The sequence below is a fragment of the Nitrincola alkalisediminis genome (assembly GCF_009821115.1).
GTDB lineage: Bacteria > Pseudomonadota > Gammaproteobacteria > Pseudomonadales > Balneatricaceae > Nitrincola > Nitrincola alkalisediminis.
Genome location: NZ_VYTY01000008.1, coordinates 94,663 through 114,647 on the forward strand (window position 1 = coordinate 94,663; position 19,985 = coordinate 114,647).

Annotated in this window: 17 protein-coding genes; 4 read left to right on the forward strand and 13 right to left on the reverse strand. The window is 46.3% G+C overall.

The genetic code is table 11. The annotated features are described in order from the left end of the window. Positions 1–24: 24 nt before the first annotated feature. Entirely contained in the window at positions 25–2,268 is a 2,244-nt protein-coding gene (locus F5971_RS13100; protein ID WP_193495301.1) for a DNA internalization-related competence protein ComEC/Rec2, read from the reverse strand. Between the two features lie 78 nt (positions 2,269–2,346). Here F5971_RS13100 and F5971_RS13105 point away from each other — a divergent pair, with 78 nt between their 5' ends. Then, positions 2,347–2,883 carry a DUF2062 domain-containing protein gene (locus F5971_RS13105; RefSeq protein ID WP_036510566.1) on the forward strand — a complete coding sequence of 179 codons (537 nt, stop codon included), beginning with the start codon at positions 2,347–2,349 and terminating at the stop codon, positions 2,881–2,883. Here F5971_RS13105 and F5971_RS13110 read toward each other — a convergent pair. After that, the gene (locus tag F5971_RS13110) at positions 2,868–3,566 is read right to left on the reverse strand and encodes an ABC transporter ATP-binding protein (RefSeq protein ID WP_193495304.1); all 699 of its coding nucleotides are present in this window, start codon (positions 3,564–3,566) and stop codon (positions 2,868–2,870) included. The genes F5971_RS13105 and F5971_RS13110 overlap by 16 nt on opposite strands. Next, positions 3,559–4,806: a lipoprotein-releasing ABC transporter permease subunit gene (locus F5971_RS13115; protein ID WP_193495307.1), complete on the reverse strand. Its 1,248-nt coding sequence runs from the start codon at positions 4,804–4,806 to the stop codon at positions 3,559–3,561. Before F5971_RS13115 ends, F5971_RS13110 begins: the two co-directional genes overlap by 8 nt. 104 nt (positions 4,807–4,910) lie before the next feature. Here F5971_RS13115 and F5971_RS13120 point away from each other — a divergent pair, with 104 nt between their 5' ends. Both F5971_RS13120 and F5971_RS13125 read left to right on the forward strand, forming a co-directional pair. Beyond that, positions 4,911–5,477 (forward strand): PilZ domain-containing protein, encoded by a 567-nt coding sequence (locus F5971_RS13120; protein WP_193495310.1) that lies wholly within the window; start codon positions 4,911–4,913, stop codon positions 5,475–5,477. Continuing rightward, positions 5,467–5,784: a hypothetical protein gene (locus F5971_RS13125; protein ID WP_193495313.1), complete on the forward strand. Its 318-nt coding sequence runs from the start codon at positions 5,467–5,469 to the stop codon at positions 5,782–5,784. Before F5971_RS13120 ends, F5971_RS13125 begins: the two co-directional genes overlap by 11 nt. A gap of 51 nt (positions 5,785–5,835) precedes the next feature. On the opposite strand, the gene sthA is transcribed toward F5971_RS13125, so the two are convergent. The 9 genes from sthA to F5971_RS13170 form a co-directional block, all read right to left on the reverse strand. After that, positions 5,836–7,236: a Si-specific NAD(P)(+) transhydrogenase gene (gene sthA, locus F5971_RS13130; RefSeq protein ID WP_036510552.1), complete on the reverse strand. Its 1,401-nt coding sequence runs from the start codon at positions 7,234–7,236 to the stop codon at positions 5,836–5,838. Positions 7,237–7,331: 95 nt separating this feature from the next. Further along, positions 7,332–7,577: a (Na+)-NQR maturation NqrM gene (gene nqrM, locus F5971_RS13135; protein WP_036510549.1), complete on the reverse strand. Its 246-nt coding sequence runs from the start codon at positions 7,575–7,577 to the stop codon at positions 7,332–7,334. A gap of 95 nt (positions 7,578–7,672) precedes the next feature. After that, positions 7,673–8,899: an NADH:ubiquinone reductase (Na(+)-transporting) subunit F gene (gene nqrF / locus F5971_RS13140; protein WP_036510546.1), complete on the reverse strand. Its 1,227-nt coding sequence runs from the start codon at positions 8,897–8,899 to the stop codon at positions 7,673–7,675. Between the two features lie 38 nt (positions 8,900–8,937). Beyond that, positions 8,938–9,546: an NADH:ubiquinone reductase (Na(+)-transporting) subunit E gene (gene nqrE, locus F5971_RS13145; RefSeq protein ID WP_036510543.1), complete on the reverse strand. Its 609-nt coding sequence runs from the start codon at positions 9,544–9,546 to the stop codon at positions 8,938–8,940. Positions 9,547–9,549: 3 nt separating this feature from the next. Further along, entirely contained in the window at positions 9,550–10,209 is a 660-nt protein-coding gene (locus F5971_RS13150) for an NADH:ubiquinone reductase (Na(+)-transporting) subunit D (protein ID WP_036510539.1), read from the reverse strand. A 2-nt stretch (positions 10,210–10,211) separates the two neighbouring features. Beyond that, the gene (locus tag F5971_RS13155) at positions 10,212–11,048 is read right to left on the reverse strand and encodes a Na(+)-translocating NADH-quinone reductase subunit C (protein WP_081763800.1); all 837 of its coding nucleotides are present in this window, start codon (positions 11,046–11,048) and stop codon (positions 10,212–10,214) included. After that, positions 11,038–12,246, reverse strand: coding sequence for an NADH:ubiquinone reductase (Na(+)-transporting) subunit B (locus F5971_RS13160; RefSeq protein WP_036510536.1), 1,209 nt, complete (start codon positions 12,244–12,246; stop codon positions 11,038–11,040). The genes F5971_RS13155 and F5971_RS13160 overlap by 11 nt, the downstream gene beginning before the upstream one ends. Positions 12,247–12,257: 11 nt before the next feature. Continuing rightward, positions 12,258–13,598, reverse strand: a complete 1,341-nt coding sequence (locus F5971_RS13165) for a Na(+)-translocating NADH-quinone reductase subunit A (protein WP_193495317.1) — start codon at positions 13,596–13,598, stop codon at positions 12,258–12,260. Between the two features lie 358 nt (positions 13,599–13,956). Next, positions 13,957–15,393 (reverse strand): glyceraldehyde-3-phosphate dehydrogenase, encoded by a 1,437-nt coding sequence (locus F5971_RS13170; protein WP_036510533.1) that lies wholly within the window; start codon positions 15,391–15,393, stop codon positions 13,957–13,959. A gap of 246 nt (positions 15,394–15,639) precedes the next feature. On the opposite strand from F5971_RS13170, the gene mfd reads away from it, so the two are divergent. Beyond that, positions 15,640–19,080 carry a transcription-repair coupling factor gene (gene mfd / locus F5971_RS13175; protein WP_193495436.1) on the forward strand — a complete coding sequence of 1,147 codons (3,441 nt, stop codon included), beginning with the start codon at positions 15,640–15,642 and terminating at the stop codon, positions 19,078–19,080. Positions 19,081–19,161: 81 nt separating this feature from the next. Here mfd and F5971_RS13180 read toward each other — a convergent pair whose 3' ends face one another. Further along, on the reverse strand, positions 19,162–19,977 hold the full coding sequence (locus F5971_RS13180) for an amidohydrolase (protein ID WP_193495320.1): 816 nt from the start codon (positions 19,975–19,977) through the stop codon (positions 19,162–19,164). Between the last annotated feature and the right edge of the window lie 8 nt (positions 19,978–19,985).

Genomic DNA, 19,985 nt, shown 5'->3' on the forward strand with positions numbered 1-19,985 from the left:
ACCACCGAGTACGAAAGTAGTCACTCAATGCCTTGTCCAATAACGTCTTTTACGCTGACGCTCGGAATCTTGGTGACATTCTCCACGCTCAGAGTATAAATGCAATGCTCCACTCCAAGCCGTATTCAACTCTTGTATTGAAACACGTTGAAAACGTGATCGGACGGCCGGTGCCGGATGTCCATAGCGATTATTAAAACCCGCTGTATAAATAACAGCGCGTGGCTGCGTTCGCTCAATAAACACATCGGAAGAGGAGGTATCACTGCCATGATGACCCGCAACCAACCATGTGACGGGTGCAACTTCAGAACGACGCACCAAATCATATTCAACTCGCTTGGACACATCACCTGTCAATAATAAAGAGCAATGTTGCGTTCTCACTTCTAGCACACAGGAACGATCATTTTCACTCCACTCATCATTAGGCTCACGCGTTAAGTAACGAAAATCAACACCATCGTATGACCAAGAGCGACGCGAATGACACGAATCAAATCCCTGAGCCTGCAAATATGGACTGCCTGACTCTTTGATCGACACGTTCAAATCGGTAAAGAGATCCTCAAGCGCACCTGAATGATCAAGATCGTTATGACTAATAACCAAATGCTGTAAATGATCGATGGTATTTGCCTTAAACCAAGGAGACACCGTATACGACCACGCACTACCTCCACTAAAAAACCCCGGGCCTGTGTCAAACAAAAGTTGATGAGAATGGGTTTGCACCAGAACAGACAACCCCTGCCCTACATCAAATACAACGGCTCGAAACTCACCCTGCTCGGGTCGCTTAGGATCAGGAAAGAACAGCACTATAGCCATCATGACCAAAGGCAGCTTCCACACCACTGGCATAGGCAGCAGACACAATCCGACTGCCGCGACCGCCAACGCGATAACCCCTTCCGTCGCCACAGGAAGGATCACTGTCGCAAAATCAACACTCGAAGCCAAGTCTAAACACCACCAAAACCCACTCAAAAACAGCTGGACAGAATCCGATACAAACGGAACTTCAACACTTTGCAAGACGATCAAAAAAGGCAACAGCATAATAAACAAAGAAAAAATGGGAACAGCGACAAAATTGACAATGGGCGCAATAAGACTGATTTGCTGAAAAAAAACAGCCACCAAAGGCAGCATTCCGATAAATATATACCCCTGTACACGGGCCAACATAACCAGGTTGGACGTCCCTGACGACTTCCAACTGTCCGAAACCCACAGCAATAAAGCAACGGCAACAAACGACAGCAAGGCACCGGCTTGTATCACCGCCAACGGCTGCAACGTGATGATAATGACTAAGGCCCATTTTAACCGCTGCCACGCACTCAACTGTAAAAATCGAAACTCACCGATCAAAAACACGCACACCATGATTAAAGCGCGCTGAACAGGTAAGCTCAAACCTGCTAAACAGGCATAGGTTATCGCCAATAAAAACGCGAATAATAAAGGAAGAACCCGAGTTAACAATGAAGGACTCTGAATTAGAATAAACACAGACGTTAACATCCGCCCGATTAACAAACCCAATGCGGCAACAACACCGATGTGCAACCCACTCACAACCAGCAAATGAGCCGTTCCTGTTCGCTGCAAAACCAACCAATCCTCTGGCCGCAAATCGCTTCTATCACCGAGCACAACCGCCACCAATAACTTAGCGGACACTTCGTCTTGAATCTGCTGATAAATTGTTCGTTTTAACGCTTCACGTATTGCTGACAAGGTAAAAGCTTGGCTTTCGCTGCGCATAAAAGACTGCACAACTCCACGCGCATCAATACCTGAATAAAGATAATATGCCTCAAGATCAGCAGCATAAGGATTTTTTAAAGACCGTGGAGCACGAAGACTCACACTCAGGGTCACCGTTTCACCCGCGCTGTAGTGTGTTTCGGGGCGATAGTCAACGAGACTAAGACGCCTTAAACGTTGATGGGGATCCGACGAAAAATGCTGTACCTCCGTTAACTGAAGAAAAAAACGAGCCTCTTGATCAGTCGTTTTAGGCAAGCCTATAACGCGACCTGTAACTTCAATCAACGAGCGGTCATACGCATCAGGCAATTGATGATGCAATTGCCAAATCCCATAAATAGATGCAGCGGCAACACCCAATGCCAGCGCAATAAACAAGCGCCGGAAACGAGGAAAATAGACAAGGGGCAAGCATGCAAATAGCAAAAGCGCCCAACGTAAGCTTGGCAACTGGCTCACAGCCAGTATCCCTAAAGAATATACGATCATCCGTGATCTCTATGACTTGGTTTAATCTTTCCCTAAAGGCATAATAGCGGCCTCTAAACCCTCACAATAAAGTGCTAAATGCCCCGTAAAACGCTGAAGAAGTTCTTACCTGATCCTCACTGGATCAAAAACCATCCAAATCTGAATTGGTTGGGTGAGCATATCAAAAATCCTAATTTATGGCATCTATCGCATAGATCGGTTTCGGTTGCTGCCTTTGTCGGGATCTTTTGTGCGTTTTTACCCATGCCTTTTCAAATGGTGGTTGCGGCCATTATTGCTGTCATTGTCGGGTGTAACTTACCCGTTTCGGTTGCATTAGTGTGGATCTCAAACCCCGTCACCATGCCTGCAATTCTGTATTTTTGCTATCGCGTTGGGCTCTGGATATTAGGAATTGAAGCATCGCACAACCTGGTATCTTGGCATTTAGACACCCTGTACGAAAACTCAAAAGCGATTTGGAAACCTTTAATTTTAGGCTGTTTGATTTGTGGCTTGAGTGCAGGTTCCGTTGGCTATATTACACTGCGACTGGCGTGGCTGATCAGCGTGAGACGAAGCTGGAGCAAGCGCTCCAAACTTCGTAAACGTCGCGATCAAAAATCTGACTGAACAGGTTCAAGTACGCCGTCAATTAACTGCAAGGCACGATCCATACGCTTTGCTAGCTGTAAATCATGAGTTACCACGATAAAGGCAATCCCCAACTCCTGATTCAGATGATCCAAGTACCCCTGAACATCGTCAGCTGTATGACGATCCAGATTACCGGTTGGCTCATCCATCATCACACAGGCAGGTCGCGTTACCAATGCTCTGGCAATGGCTACTCGCTGACGCTCACCACCACTCAGCTGTCCGGGTTTATGTTGTAAACGCTGCTCAAGCCCTACTTGCTTAAGCAGGAACCTTGCTTCATCACGCGCATTGTCGACATTCCCACCTCCAATCAATAGAGGCATGGCCACATTCTCAAGCGCCGTAAACTCATTTAACAAATGATGAAACTGATAAACAAAACCCAGCAATCGATTTCTCATTACACAGCGCTTCTTTTCTGAAACGCTGTATAAAGATTCGCCCCGCAAAATCACATCACCACTATCCGGCTTATCCAAACCACCCAGAATATTCAACAATGTACTTTTTCCGCTTCCAGAGCTGCCGACAATCGCAACCCTCTCTCCAGCAGCAACGGCCAAGTCCAACTGATTCAAAACGTTAATCGTTTGTCCGATCTCGCTATAAGAACGACACACTTGCTGAGCCTGCAATACGAAATCTAAATTATTCATAACGTAAAGCCTCTGCTGGCTGAGTTCTAGATGCCTTCCATGCGGGATAAAGTGTTGCTAAGAAGCTGATCAAAAAGGCTGTTGATACGATGGTCACCAAATCATTCAACTGCAGTTGCGATGGCAAGTAGCTAATAAAATACACATCCGCTGACAAAAACTGTATTCCTGCCATACGCTCAAACGCTTCGACTAAGTCACTGATCGTCAGCGCAAGAATAATGCCTAAAATGAGCCCCAAGGTTGTACCGATGGTACCGATCACAATACCTTGAACCATGAAAATTCTCATAATCATTGATGGAGTGGCACCCATCGTTCTTAAAATAGCGATATCCGCACGCTTGTCCGTCACCACCATTACCAACGTAGACACGATGTTAAATGCAGCGACAAAAACGATCAAAAACAGCAAAAGCCCGATCATGCGCTTTTCTAACTGAATCGCTTGAAAGAGATTGCCTTGAGTACGCGTCCAATCCGAGATTTGCACAGGTCGCTCCAGATTCATGGCCAAACTGCGCACCAGTACAGGCGCATCAAATAGATCTTTAAACTGTAAGCGTACGCCATCGACATGCTGAGCGGGCATACGCTTAATACGAGCAGCATCCTCAATATGAATGTACGCAAGACTTGCATCTAGCTCGGCCCCCACCGAAAAAATGGCAGAGACATTAAAGCGTTTAATCCGTGGCATAATCCCAGCAATACTGACGGACGCTTCTGGCAATACGAGGGTAATTTTATCGCCTACGGTCACCCCTAGGTAACGTGCTAACAACTCACCCAACATGATGTTGTATTCACCGGCTTCCAGAGATTCAAAGCGACCTTCTTTAATGTGGTTTTGAATAATAGAAACACGTTTTTCGAGCTCAGGATCCACGCCATTAATCATCACACCCTGTACCTGCCCATTGTGTGTCAGCATACCCTGGGCTTGAACAAAGGGGGCTGTTGCAACGACCTCAGGGGAACGCTCAATCTGTTCGGACACACGCTGCCAATCAGACATGGTGTCACCATATTCGGTAATCGTAGCATGGGCAACCATGCCCAAAATACGTTGCTTAAGTTCTCGGTCAAAACCATTCATTACCGACAAGACAACAATTAAGGCGGCAACCCCTAACATCAATCCAAGAATCGATATCATTGAGATAAATGAAATAAAATGATTGCCTCGTTTTGCGGCGGTGTAACGTAAACCAACAAAAATTGAAAAAGGTTTAAACATATTTGGCAGAAATCTACACTCTTAAGAGTACAGCCCCTAACAGATTAAAGAAGAAATTCGCTATAATTCCATCATATATTTAACAAGTACAACGGAGAACAGCAGTGAATCAAGATCGTCGGCAATTCTACCGCATAGAGAAGCGCGTTGCACTTGAGTTCCGCATTCTAGAAAACGATGACGATTTTGCATCTCATCCTCCATCCGCATTTAAAGTCTCTCCTTACTTCATGCTTCAAACCCAACTTCGAGAGATTGATGCTGAAGCAAACAAACTGCTCAAAGTGCTAACGAAAACAGCACCTTCTGTAGCCGCTTGCCTGAAGTTAATGAACACCAAAATTGACATCATTAGCCAAACACTCGCCGCAAACAACCGCATGGGTGAAGACGTGAAGACAGAGCTCGTCAACTTAAGCGAGGGAGGACTTTCGTTTACCAATTCTTCTGCGATTGCAAAAGACTCGCTCATGCTAGTTAAGCTCATTTTCCCTGACGCCTGTCTTGGACTTTTATTACACGCAAATGTTCAACGCTGCGAAGCAATTGAGGAAGGCTTTGATATCGGCATCTCATTCTTACGCATGCCGGAGACCTGCCGCACGCAGTTAGCAAGACTCATTATTGAATCGCAAACACATGAGATTAAGACACACCAACATGTCGATTAAACCTCACCATGCAAAAATTCTGCACCATATCGCCAGCGGTGTTTTATTTGGCTTTTTGATACTTTGGTTTTATGCGGGACGAAGCTTAGGTTTCTTAGACTGGTTTGTCAGCTATTCACCCGAAAGCCATGCTGGCGCAGCGCTGATGTTGGCCATCATGCTCATGATGACACCCGCTTTCTTTATCTGGAAACTTGCTAATCGATTTATCGAGCGAACGCTCAAGATTACCGGACGCTACTACGAAGAGGGTGCATTTGCGGATGCTCCCAAAAAAGATGACACAAAACCAAACTCTCCGTCCTAATAAAAAACCCCAGTAAAAACTGGGGTCGTGTATTCAAACAATCCAATCAACTTACAAATTCGAAACTCGATTTATGCCAGCAATTGCAGCAACTCGATAGGCCTCGGCCATTGTTGGGTAGTTGAAAGTTGTGTTTACGAAATACTTTAAGGTATTCGCCTCTCCGTCCTGTCTCATAATGGCTTGACCGATATGAATGATCTCTGATGCCTGATCACCAAAGCAATGAATACCCAATATTGCAAATGTCTCTCTGTGAAAGAGAATTTTCAACATGCCGACAGGCTCACCGGAAATCTGTGCTCGCGCCGTATCCTTAAAGAAAGCCTGCCCCACTTCGTAAGGCACACAATCACGCGTTAACTCTTCTTCTGTTTTACCGATCGAACTGATTTCCGGAATGGTGTAAATACCCGTCGGAACCTCATTAATGTAGCGGAAATCATCTGCCTGAAGTAAATCCGATGCCGCTGCACGCCCTTGATCTATCGCAGCAGATGCCAAACTTGGCCACCCAATAACATCACCGACAGCATAAACGCCTTCACATGCTGTCTGATAGTGATCATTAACCTCCAACTGACCACGCGAATTCGCTTTTAAACCTATCTTCTCTAGCCCCAAATCAGCCGTATTACCTGTCCGACCAGCACACCAGAGAAATGCATCGGCACGCATACGCTTTCCAGATTTAAACTCAATTGTCACACCTTTTGCATCACCTTCTATAGATGCATATTCTTCGTTATGACGAATCTTTACAGCGTTATTCCGGAGATGGTAACTAAGCGCGTCTGAGATTTCAGCATCTAAGAACGACAAAAGCCGATCACGATTATCAATCAAATCCACCTTCACACCTAAACCGCTGAAGATAGAGGCATACTCACAGCCAATAACACCTGCGCCATAAATCACCATGGTCCGCGGGGTGTGGTTAAGTTTCAAAATTGAATCGGAGTTGTAAATACGAGGATGTTTAAAATCAACATCGGAAGGACACCACGGGCTTGACCCCGTCGCAATAATCACATTCTTGGCGCGAAGAATTTCACCCTCACCTTTACTGCTTTTAACAATAATGACGCCCTTTTCTTCAAAACGTGCTATACCAAAAAAAACGTCAATACGATTACGAGCATAGAAATTTGTTCTTAACATCACCTGATTTGAGATGACTTTTTCAGCGCGACGCAGAACCTTGGGGAACGAAAACCAACGCGGCTCACCGATATCACGGAACATAGGGTTGGTATTAAATTCAATGATTTGTTTGACTGAATGTCTAAGCGCTTTGGAAGGAATGGTCCCTTTATGCGTACAATTACCGCCTACAGTATCCTGCTCTTCAACCACCGCAACCCGCAGTCCTTTTTTTGCTGCATTCATTGCAGCACCTTCGCCTGCCGGTCCAGAACCGATTACGACGACGTCGTAGTCATACTCAGCCATTCTTATCCCCTTAATCATTAGTGTATGCACTTAGGACAGTTATCAAAACGCGTACAGCATCTGCCAGACAAGCGCTAGATGCAAGCAAATGGATCTTAACCTTTAGACTTAACTTCGTAAGCCAGATCGTCTGCTACCGCTTTTTCAACTGTCGATTTTTTTAATTGTTCTTCATCACAAATCGTTTTATCACCGCCACAAATATCACAGTCTTTAACGACACCCAAAGCACTCATTCCGCCACAAGAGCCAGCTATAGGCTTACGCCCCATTAATACGCCCACGGACATCGCCAATGTTAATACCAAAAGAACTGTTAAGGTAATTGCAAATGTTTCCATAAATCCTCCTTTGCCCATCAAAAAAAATGGCCGGAACCTAAATTACCGACCATTTTAACGAACAATTGGGTTGTTTGGCTAATTAATCAGCTCAATCAGCCGCCGAAATCATCCAACATGATGTTTTCTTGCTCAACACCCATATCCAACAGCATCTTAATAACCGCTGAATTCATCATTGGTGGTCCACACATGTAGTATTCACAATCTTCAGGTGCATCATGATCACGTAAGTAGTGCTCATACAACACATTGTGAATAAAGCCCGTGTATCCTGTCCAATTATCTTCTGGAAGAGGATCTGAAAGAGCCAAATGCCATGTAAAGTTTGGATTTTCTTCAGCCAGCTTATCAAACTCTTCAACGTAGAAGGCCTCGCGCAATGAACGCGCACCGTACCAGAAGGTAATCTTACGAGTTGAGTTTAAGCGCTTCAACTGATCGAAGATATGTGAACGCATTGGCGCCATACCCGCACCACCACCAATGAAAACCATCTCATTGTCAGTATCGCGAGCAAAGAATTCACCAAATGGACCATACACATCAATCTTGTCACCTGGTTTCAGGTTAAACACATAAGATGACATGATTCCAGGCGGTAGATCAGTGCCCGGCGGTGGAGATGCAATACGAATATTGAATTTAACAACGCCGCGCTCTTCAGGATAGTTCGCCATTGAGTATGCACGAATCGTTGTTTCGTTCACTTTCGAAACATAACGCCACATGTTGAACTTATCCCAGTCTCCACGATACTCAGGCTGAATATCGAAGTCTTTGTAGTTAACAACGTGTGGAGGGCACTCCAACTGCACATATCCACCGGCCCGGAAGTCAACGTTCTCACCTTCAGGTAGACGCAAGGTCAACTCCTTGATGAAGGTAGCAACGTTCGGGTTAGAGTCGACAGTACAGGTCCATTTTTTCACACCAAAGACATCATCTTCGACATGAATTTTCATATCTTGCTTAACGGCAACCTGGCAAGAAAGTCTCCAGCCTTCTTTACCTTCGCGCAGTGTAAAATGTGACTCCTCTGTCGGCAGCATTGAGCCACCGCCATCCAAAATTTGACATTTACACTGTGCGCATGTTCCGCCGCCACCACAGGCTGATGCGAGGAACACACCTTTATCAGCCAAAGCATTCAATAACTTACCGCCCGCAGGGACAGTAATTCTTTTTTCCGGGTCACCATTGATATCAATAGTAACAGATCCGGAACTGACCAGTTTTGAGCGAGCGGCCAAGATTACAGCAACCAGTGCAAGCACCACCGCTGTAAACATCACCACGCCCAGAATAATTTCTGCATTCATCAGCTTATTCCACCCTTCTGCTATTCATACCCAGCGGATTAAAGCGATACGCCGGAGAACGACATAAAGCCCAATGACATCAAACCAACAATAATGAAGGTGATACCTAAACCGCGCAGACCCGCAGGAACATCGCTGTATTTGAGCTTCTCACGAATACCCGCTAATGCAGTAATCGCTAACGCCCAACCTATGCCAGCACCTGCACCGTACACAATACTTTCACCAAAGGTGTAATCACGCTCAACCATAAACAGTGCAGCACCCATGATGGCACAGTTAACGGTAATCAATGGCAAGAATACACCCAGCGCGTTGTAAAGTGCGGGTACGTATTTGTCTAGGAACATTTCCAGGATTTGCACCAATGCCGCAATTACACCGATGTAGGAAATAAAGCCCAAAAAGCTCAAGTCCACATCAGGATAACCCGCCCAGCTCAATGCCCCTTCGCGTAGCAAATAGTTATAGATGAGGTTATTGACTGGCGTTGTAATGACCAGCACGACAACAACCGCAACACCTAAGCCAAAAGAGGTTTGTACTTTCTTAGAGATGGCCAAAAAGGTACACATTCCCAAGAAAAATGCCAAGGCCATGTTCTCAATGAAAATGGCACGAACGGCAAGGCTAATATATTGTTCCATAGTTTACACCGCCTCCTTACTGGTGTTGGGTGCAATCACAAACTCAGGCTTCTCAACTTGTTCTGGATACCAAGTCCGAATCGCCCAAATCAAGATACCGATCAGGAAGAATGCGCTTGGCGGCAACAACAACATACCGTTACTGTAGTACCAACCACCGTTCGTCACCAAAGGCAGGATCTCGAAACCAAACAAAGAACCAGCACCTAGAAGTTCACGGAAGAACGCAACAAATAGTAAAACCATGCCATAACCCAAACCATTACCCAATCCATCGATGAAACTTGGCAGTGGTGGATTTTTCATTGCAAAGGCTTCTGCACGTCCAAGAACGATACAGTTTGTGATGATCAATCCCACGAAAACGGATAATTGCTTCGATACATCGTAAGCAACTGCTTTTAGGATTTGGTCAACCACAATAACCAAGGAAGCAATAATCGTCATTTGCACAATGATACGGATGTTACTTGGAATGTGGCTTCTGATCATGGATACGAACAAGTTTGAAAAGGCTGCAACCGCCATAACCGCCAAGGTCATAACAACAGCATTGTTCATATTGGTTGTAACCGCCAGAGCTGAACACACCCCCAATACCTGTAGAGCGATGGGGTTGTTCTTAAAGATCGGCGTTATGACAATTTCTTTAGTGTTCGACATGCTTACACCTCCTCCGCTGAGTCCAGCTCAGCTGCATCATCATTCAACTGCACGTCTTCAACGGCTGTCTTAGCGCGCAAGTTAGCAATCAAAGGCGCATAGCCAGTTTCGCCCAACCAGAACTGAATCATGTTAGTCACACCATTCGCTGTTAGGGTTGCACCTGCCAAGCCATCGATACGATGCTCTGCACCCGCAAGACTTGGATCAACAGACCCTTTCACAACGCGGAGCGCAGGCTGCGTGGTCTCAACATTTGGATAAATTTGCTTGCCTATCCAAGATGCTTTCCACGAAGGGTTGTCAATCTCTCCACCCAAGCCCGGTGTCTCGGCATGCTCATAGAACCCAAGACCAGCAACCGTGTTCAGATCGCCTTCTAGAGCTAAGAAGCCATACATGGTTGACCAAAGACCATAGCCATATACAGGCAGAATCAGAGTCTCAATACCGCCCGCATCGCTTTCAACCATGTAAACAGGCATCAGGTTTGGCTGACGCTTGATTGACGCGATATCCGTGCGACGATCCAAAGCCACCGAACGCGACGGATCACCCGCTGCGCGACGGAAGTCTTCAGCTTCAGGCGCATCGACAAACTCACCTGTATTGATATCAACAATACGCGTGGTTATCTGACTGAACAACTCATCAACTGTCTTACTCGGATCAGTAATACCCGCTGCTCTGAGTATATTCGACTTACGATCTTGATCCATGTTGTACTGCTGCATGGGCTTGAGCAAAACCGCAGCCGCTGACACGACAACCGAACATACTACGCAGAGTACAACGGCTACCGTGACTGTCTTTTTAATCGAGTCATTATTAGACGACATTGCGTAACATCCTCCGCTTGATATTCGCTTGAACAACAAAGTTGTCAATGAGCGGTGCAAACAGGTTGGCAAACAGAATGGCGAGCATTATCCCCTCTGGGAATGCTGGGTTGACAACACGAATTAAAATGGTCATCACGCCAATCAGAGCACCAAACACCCACTTACCTGTATTGGTCATTGAAGCTGAAACAGGGTCGGTTGCCATAAAGAACATACCAAACGCCAAGCCACCAATCACGAAATGCCACCAGAACGGAACACCGAACATCGGGTTAGTCTCTGATCCGATCACATTGAACAGCAAAGTAGTACCAATCACACCCAATGCAACGCCGGCCACAATTCGCCAAGCCGCTATTTTGGCGTACATAATAATGGCACCGCCTATCATGATCGCCAAGGTCGAGACCTCGCCCACGGAGCCTTGAACCGTTCCTATAAATGCACTGAACCAACTGATATCAGTTGCTAAAATTGCATCTACGCCGCCCATTGCCGCAAGACCTAACGGAGTCGCTCCAGAGAAGCCATCAACCGCGGTCCAGATTGCATCACCTGAAATTTGCGCTGGATACGCAAAATACAGAAAGGCACGACCTGTCAGCGCCGGGTTCAGGAAGTTTTTACCTGTACCACCAAACACTTCTTTACCAATGACCACACCGAAAGTGATACCTAAGGCAACTTGCCATAAGGGTATGGTGGCTGGAAGGATCAGTGAGAAAAGGATGGAGGTCACGAAGAAACCTTCGTTCACTTCATGCCCACGCTTCATAGCAAACAGGACTTCCCAGAAGCCGCCCACTATAAAGGTGACTGCGTAGATTGGCAGCCAGTACGCGGCACCGTGCAGGATATTATCCCAAACACTGCTGGCATCGTAGCTTGTCAAAGTAGACAAGATCGCTCCACGCCAACCTGGCGCTGCCGTGATACCCAAATCAGCCATCGCCGTGTTGGCTTGTAAGCCCACACTGTAAAGACCGAAGAAAACAGCTGGGAACGTACACATCCACACAAGAATCATCATGCGCTTCAGGTCGACCGCATCGCGGACGTGAGCACCCGCTCGTGTCACTTGCCCTGGGGTATAAAAAATTGTATCGACGGCTTCGTAAAGCGCATACCATTTTTCATATTTACCGCCTTTGTGAAAATGCGGTTCCATTTTATCGAGAACAGTTCTTAAACTCATGACAGCCCCTCTTACGCTTCTTTCTCGATGCGCGTTAGATTATCGCGAAGAATTGGGCCGTACTCGTATTTGCCAGTACAAGCAAAACTACAAAGTGCCACATCTTCTTCATCTAATTCAAGGCAACCGAGCTGCATAGCTAACACTATATCGCCCGTTACCAATGCACGCATCAACTGTGTGGGTAAAATATCCAGAGGCATCAACTCTTCAAACTGCCCAACAGGTACCATTGCACGCTCTGAGCCATTGGTCGTCGTCGTAAAGTTGAAACGTTTAGCAGGATTCAGCTTTGAAGCAAACATATTCAACACAGAGAATTTCTCTGTTCCCGGCACAACCCAGCCCATAAACTCACGTTTATCGCCTTCAAGCAACACGCTAATTTGATTAGCATAGCGGGAGAGATAGGCCAGTGGACCGTTTGCGGCAAAGCCTTTCCAAACAGAACCGCTGATGACTCTGTTCTTACCTGTACGCAGCTTACCAGCGGTTAGCTCATTCAAGTCAGCACCCAAACGCGTGCGAACGAGACTTGGCTTTTCAACCTGAGGACCAGCCAATGCAACCACTCTCTCGACGGACAAATGACCCGTTGTAAAAAGCTTTGCAACAGCAACAACATCTTGGTAACCAATACTCCAGACCGTTTTCTTCTGAGAAACCGGATCAAGGAAGTGTATGTGGGTTCCTGCATTACCGGCTGGGTGAGGCCCACTGAACTCTTCAGTCACAACGTTTGCAGTGCCTGTGATAGTCGAACCCGCAGCCTTACAAAGGTAAACTTTTCCGTCAGTCAATTTTGTCAGCAATTCAAGACCTTGCTGAAACAAAGCTTCCTGACCAGCCAAAACAACTTCTGGGCTTGCAGCCAAGGGGTTGGTATCAATTGCTGTGACAAAAATAGAATTGGGAACGGAGCCCAACTGCGGTACTTTGCTATAAGGGCGTGTTCTGAACGCCGTCCACAAGCCAGATTTGATTAAATTATCCTGGACCTGCTCACGCGAAAGTGAACCTAATTGCGATGCTTCATAACGAGCGAATTCTACTGATTCTTCTTGCTCATCCAGCTCTATCACAACCGATTGCAGTACGCGACGATCACCACGATTAATTTCTTTAACAACACCAGCACCGGGAGAAGTGTACTGAACACCCTCTGTTTTTTTATCGGTAAAGATCACCTGTCCGAGCTTAACACGATCGCCTACTTTGACAGCCATGGTGGGTTTTAACCCCACATAATCATAGCCAATCAAGGCAACAGAACGCACCTTCGCAGCGTCGTGAATCACCTGCTCTGGTTCACCCGTAATTGGTAGATCCAGACCCTTTTTGATCTTGATCATTCGCCTCACCCAATCTAACTAAAAATTTTAGGATTTTTATTATTATCTGATCGCGCAAATGCACAAAAACCTGTTTTAAAACAAGAGTGATTCGCATTTACAGAAAAAACAAAAAACCCACCTAAAAACTTTTTCATTATACCTGAGAGACGTGTCGTTTTTCTACCAAACACTTAGATGGATAAACCCTTCTTAAGTGTTAAATGAAGACAAAGACATAGAAGAATTTGGAATAAAATTATAACTAGATGGAAACTATAATATTTAGGCAGGATATAGCGCAAAAAGCCGACGTAAAACAGGGTGATATAAAAGCATCCCTATTCTACGCCGACTCTTAAACTAAAACAAAAAACGACTAAGCTTCAACTGGGAAGGTTTTCAATGTGCACTGGCAAATATGCTGTGCCATACGAATAACCTGACAGCTGTAACCGTACTCGTTATCGTACCAAACGTAAAGAACACAACGGTTGCCTTCGGCGATTGTAGCCAGCGCATCGACAACACCTGCTGCACGCGAACCAACAAAATCAGTTGAAACCGCTTCTGGTGAATTGCTGTAATCCACTTGCTTTTGCAAGTTTGAATGCAACGCAATGTAGCGCAGATAGTCATTCAACTCATCACGGTTGGTTTCAGACTTCAAGTTCAAGTTAAGAATTGCCATCGACACGTTCGGTGTAGGAACACGAATAGCATTTCCGGTCAGCTTACCTTCAAGCTCTGGCAGGGCTTTCGAAACGGCTTTTGCAGCACCGGTTTCAGTCAAAACCATATTAAGCGCAGCAGCACGACCACGACGACTACCCTTGTGGTAGTTATCAATTAAGTTTTGATCATTGGTGTAGGAATGGACCGTTTCAACATGGCCATTCTCAATACCATATTTATCCTGAAGCGATTTTAAAACAGGAACAATGGCATTGGTTGTACAAGATGCAGCAGACAGAATCGTATCTTCTGGCGCTATATCATTGTGGTTAACACCCATCACAACGTTTTTCATGTTTTTGCCAGGCGCAGTCAAAAGAACCTTAGCCGCCCCTTTTGCCTGCAAATGACGTGACATAGCTTCGGCATCACGGAACATACCCGTGTTATCGATCACTAATGCATTGTCGATGCCGTAGGCTGTGTAATCAATGTCTTCTGGCTTATCTGCAAAAATGACCTTGATAGAGACACCATTCGCAACAATAGCTTGGTTCTCTTCATCAACCTGAATTGTCCCTTTGAAAGAGCCATGAACAGAGTCACGACGCAACAGGCTTGCACGCTTTTCGAGATCGTTATCCGCTTTACCTTTGCGCACAACAATCGCACGCAACCTTAAGCTATGACCAACACCTGCACGATCTACCAACTGACGTGTCAAAATACGACCTATGCGACCAAAACCATACAGAACAACATCTGTTGGATTACGGTCATCTGCAGGGCCCGTTGTCACTGCAAGCTCGTCTGATACAAACTGTTTCAGATCACGCCCTTGCGCATCAGCACGGAACTTAATGGCTAACTTAGCAATGTCTATATGGGCATTGTGAACATCCAGTTCACTTACGATCTCAAGCACAGGGAAGGTATCAACAACGGATAACTCTTCACCCTCTACCTGACGTACAAAGCGGTGCGCCTTGATGATGTCAATGACAGAGCGTTTAACGATCACACGACCGTAAACAGATATTTCTACATTGCGTTCACGATACAGACGGCCGATCAGGGGGATCATTGCCTCTGTAATAGACTCACGCGCATTCCAGTCCGCTAAAATCAGTTCTTGGCTCACAGTTCACTCCGAAATTGTAAAGGCTCAATTTGCGTGCGCGCATTATCCTCATTTCTTTCCTTCGGATCAAACGAAGATGGATAGACTTTCGTCCGAACAAGTCGCAAGATTAGCGTATTAATGAATCCAATGTAGATTATTTACGTACTTTTATATTTTAGATCTTTTAATCTTGCCTTGGTTGGCTGCGAAGTAACATTCGAACCGGCAAGTTTAGTTTTACTCTTTTTAAGGAGATCGATTTTGCTGGCAACCTTTTCTCATCCCTTGCCTCACAAAGCAGGCGATTTAAAGCGGCTTGGACAAGTCTGTGGCAGCAGCACAGGACTGCTCCTGCAACAACTCTCGTCTAGGCACACTCAGGGGCCTATTCTGATGATCTGCCGCGATAATGAGATGGCCCTTCGTATTCGTCAAGAAACGGAATTTTTTTCTGGCACATCTGAAAATATTTTATTCTTTCCTGATTGGGAAACACTTCCCTACGATAATTTTTCACCCCATCAAGACATTATTTCTCAGAGAATCGAAACGCTTTATCGCCTACCCAGCTTAAAACGGGGCATTTTGATCGTCCCCATTTCCACCCTAATGCAACGTATTGCGCCTGAAAACTTCATTACCGGCCACAGTCTCCACCTTGAAAAAAAACAGCAACTGGACCCTGAGCGACTTCGTCACCAACTCATTGCAGCAGGCTATCAGGCGGTCAATACCGTATACGAACACGGTGAGTTTGCGGTTCGTGGTGCTATTATTGATATTTTTCCCATGGGCAGCGACACCCCCTTCCGCATCGAATTATTAGATGATGACATAGATACCCTTCGAACCTTTGAACCCGACTCGCAACGTTCCATCGAGCACATAGACCGCATCCGATTACTACCAGCAAAAGAGTTTCCATTTAATACCGATTCAATACGTCAGTTTAAGCAACGTTGGCGCGAACGATTTGATGTAGACTTTAACCTTTGCCCTGTATATAGAGATGTATCGGATGGTGTAACACCTGCAGGCATCGAATACTATTTACCCTTATTCTTCGACACCCTAGCAACGCTGTTTAACTACCTGCCCGCAACGACTCTGATTGTTGAAGAAACCGGTGTATTTGAAGCCGCTCAGAATTTCAAACGCGAAATTGATGTGCGCTATGAGGAGCGTGCTTACGACACTCGTCGTCCACTCCACTCTCCGCAAGAGCTGTATTTACTACCGGATGATTTGTTTAGTACGCTAAATAACTATCCACGTATTCGCATTCAAGAAGCGGCGGAAACCCTTAAACCCGGGCGCGACAACTTGCCTTGTATTGCACCAGTTGACTTAACCTCTGTGCATGGCAGCGAGTCCCCCCTTGAAAAGCTCATTGAATTAATACAGCGGGATTCAACCCCAATTCTCTTGTGCGCGGAATCGGCTGGCCGAAGAGAAGCTCTATCGGAGCTGTTGCGCCGCAGCCAACTGAAAGCCAAGGAATTTGAATCTTGGGATGCATTTTGTGCCGCTCCTGCTCCCTTAGGACTCACGGTTTTTCCGCTTGATCGTGGCATTTCCATCCCAAACGTCCTGCATTTAGTCACCGAAACCCAGCTTTTTGGCCGTCAAATTTTTCAGCGACGCCGTCGCCAACGTGAAAAAGATCAATCAGACCAAGCGATACGCCACCTGTCTGAGTTGACTGAGGGTGCTCCTGTTGTGCATATCGATCACGGTGTCGGACGCTATCGGGGGCTTCAAAGCATTTCAGTTGAGGGTCAAATCAACGAGTTTCTAACGCTAGAATATGCCAATGAAGCGAAGCTCTATGTCCCCGTCTCCTCACTGCAACTGATTAGCCGCTACACAGGCGCCAGTGATGACGTCGCTCCTTTGCACCGCTTGGGCACTGAGCAATGGAGCAAGGCTCGTCAAAAGGCCGCGGAAAAGGTTCGAGACACAGCAGCGGAACTACTGGATATTTACGCACGACGAGACGCGCGTGAAGGCTTTTCGTTCGAGTTTCCAGAAAAGGATTATGCTCGCTTTGCGGCCACCTTCCCTTTTGAGGAAACACCGGATCAGTTCAATGCGATTGAGGCCGTTATTCGAGACATGCGCGCCGCTAAACCAATGGATCGTTTGGTGTGTGGCGACGTCGGTTTCGGAAAAACAGAAGTGGCTATGCGCGCTGCATTCATTGCGGCTCAATCTGGCAAACAAGTTGCGGTTTTAGTACCCACTACCCTCTTGGCACAGCAGCACTACGATAATTTCTGTGATCGCTTTGCCGACTGGCCAGTTAATATCGAATTGATTTCACGCTTTCGCAGCGCGAAACAGCAAACTATGATCGCTAAACAATTAGCCGAGGGGCAAGTCGATATCCTGATTGGCACTCATAAGCTAATTCAGGGGAGCTTACATTTTAAAAATCTAGGCCTACTCATCATCGATGAAGAGCACCGCTTTGGTGTTCAACAAAAAGAGAAAATAAAGGCATTGCGTGCAGAAGTCGACATTCTGACACTCACAGCAACGCCCATTCCAAGAACACTCAATATGGCGATGTCAGGCATGCGTGATCTGTCAATCATTGCAACGCCGCCTGCACGCCGCCTCTCTGTTAAAACATTTGTCCGCCAATCAGATCCAGCACTTCTGAAAGAAGCTATTTTGCGTGAACTGCTTAGAGGTGGACAGGTTTACTATCTGCACAACGAAGTGAAGACCATTGAAAAAGTGGCCGCTGAACTGGATGCAATGGTTCCAGAGGCGCGAGTGGCCATTGGGCATGGTCAAATGCGTGAGCGTGAACTTGAGCAAGTGATGAGTGATTTTTATCACAAACGGTTTAACTTGCTGGTGTGCACCACCATCATTGAAACGGGTATCGACATTCCTAATGCCAATACCATTATCATCGAGCGAGCCGATAAGTTTGGCTTAGCACAATTGCATCAACTCCGAGGACGCGTCGGTCGCTCGCATCACCAAGCGTATGCTTATTTGATGACGCCAGACCCACGCAATATAACAGAAGATGCCAAAAAGCGCTTAGAAGCCATCAGTGAAGCCTCTACGTTAGGTGCAGGCTTTACCCTTGCAACACATGATCTTGAAATCAGAGGCGCAGGGGAGCTGCTTGGGGAAGAACAAAGCGGTCAAATGCAAACAATAGGCTTTGGTCTGTATATGGAAATGCTTGAGCAAGCGGTGCAAATGATCCGTGAGGGCAAAACACCAAACATGGATAAACCACTTCGATACGGCTGTGAAGTCAACCTGAACCTATCCGCCATTATTCCCGATGACTACTTACCTGATGTGCATAACCGCTTGATGCTTTACAAGCGAATTTCAAACGCTAAAGACGCGAATCAGCTTCGCGAAATACAAGTCGAAATGATCGACCGTTTTGGGCTTCTCCCAGAACCCACTAAGCACCTGATTCGTCAAACTGAACTCAAATTACATGCCGAGAAACTGGGCATCATAAAACTTGAAGCAAGCGCAAAAGGTGGCAAGATTGAATTTGACGCGGAGCCCAAGGTTGAGCCAATGAAGTTAATCAGCATGATTCAACGTCAACCCAAGGTCTTTAAATTAGACGGTTCATCAGGTCTGCGTTTCACATTACCCATGAACTCTGTGGAGGAGCGCTTTAAGCACCTAGAGGCACTCATTGAGCATTTAAGCACCTGACTCCTGACAGGAATTGAGGCAGACGTTAAAAACGACGTGTTCAGCAATCGATAGTGTGATGCTGAACACGCTTCTTAGCCTTTAATTGAGCGAGAATGGATCGGCATCCTGCCAAGCAGGAAAGGCTTCACGAAAGGACGTTAAGGCACTGTAAGACAAAGTACAGGTTTCAATAAACGCAGTATTTTCTGGGTAATCGCACACGAGATCCCCTTTAAAATCAACACACAGAGAGTCGCCTGAGTATTGGTTGCCTTTCGCGTCTTCTCCCACCCGATTCACACCTACAACATAGGCTAGGTTTTCAACGGCACGCGCCCGCAATAAGACTCGCCAAGGCGTGCGTCGAGGCGCAGGCCAATTGGCAACACAGACGATCGCATCATACTCCGTTGCGGCCTCTGCGTCCGGCTGCTGTCTCATCCAAACAGGGAAACGTAAGTCATAACAAACACTCAAGAGTACCTTGAAGCCTTTAATTTCAACAATGACCCTTTCCTGCCCCATCGCATAGCGCAGATGCTCGCCCGCCATTCTAAAAAGGTGGCGCTTATCGTACACCTGTACATCACCGGAGGGCAGCGCCCAAACCAAACGGTTATAGCACTCCCCCTTGTCTTTAATTGCGACACTTCCAGTGACAACACACCTACGTTTTTTTGCCTGCAACACCATCCAATCCACGACAGGGCTGCTCCCCCAGTCCTCCGCCATTTGCTGTGAATTCATGGTAAAACCTGTGGCAAACATTTCAGGCAAAACGATCAAATCCGTCTGCTCACCTCCTAAGTCGCCCAACAGCCTATCAATATGTGCGCAATTAGTAGCCGGATCTTCCCAGCGTAAATCACACTGAACGAGGGTCACACGTAGATCATTTGAGGCGTCTAATGACATTGCTGTTC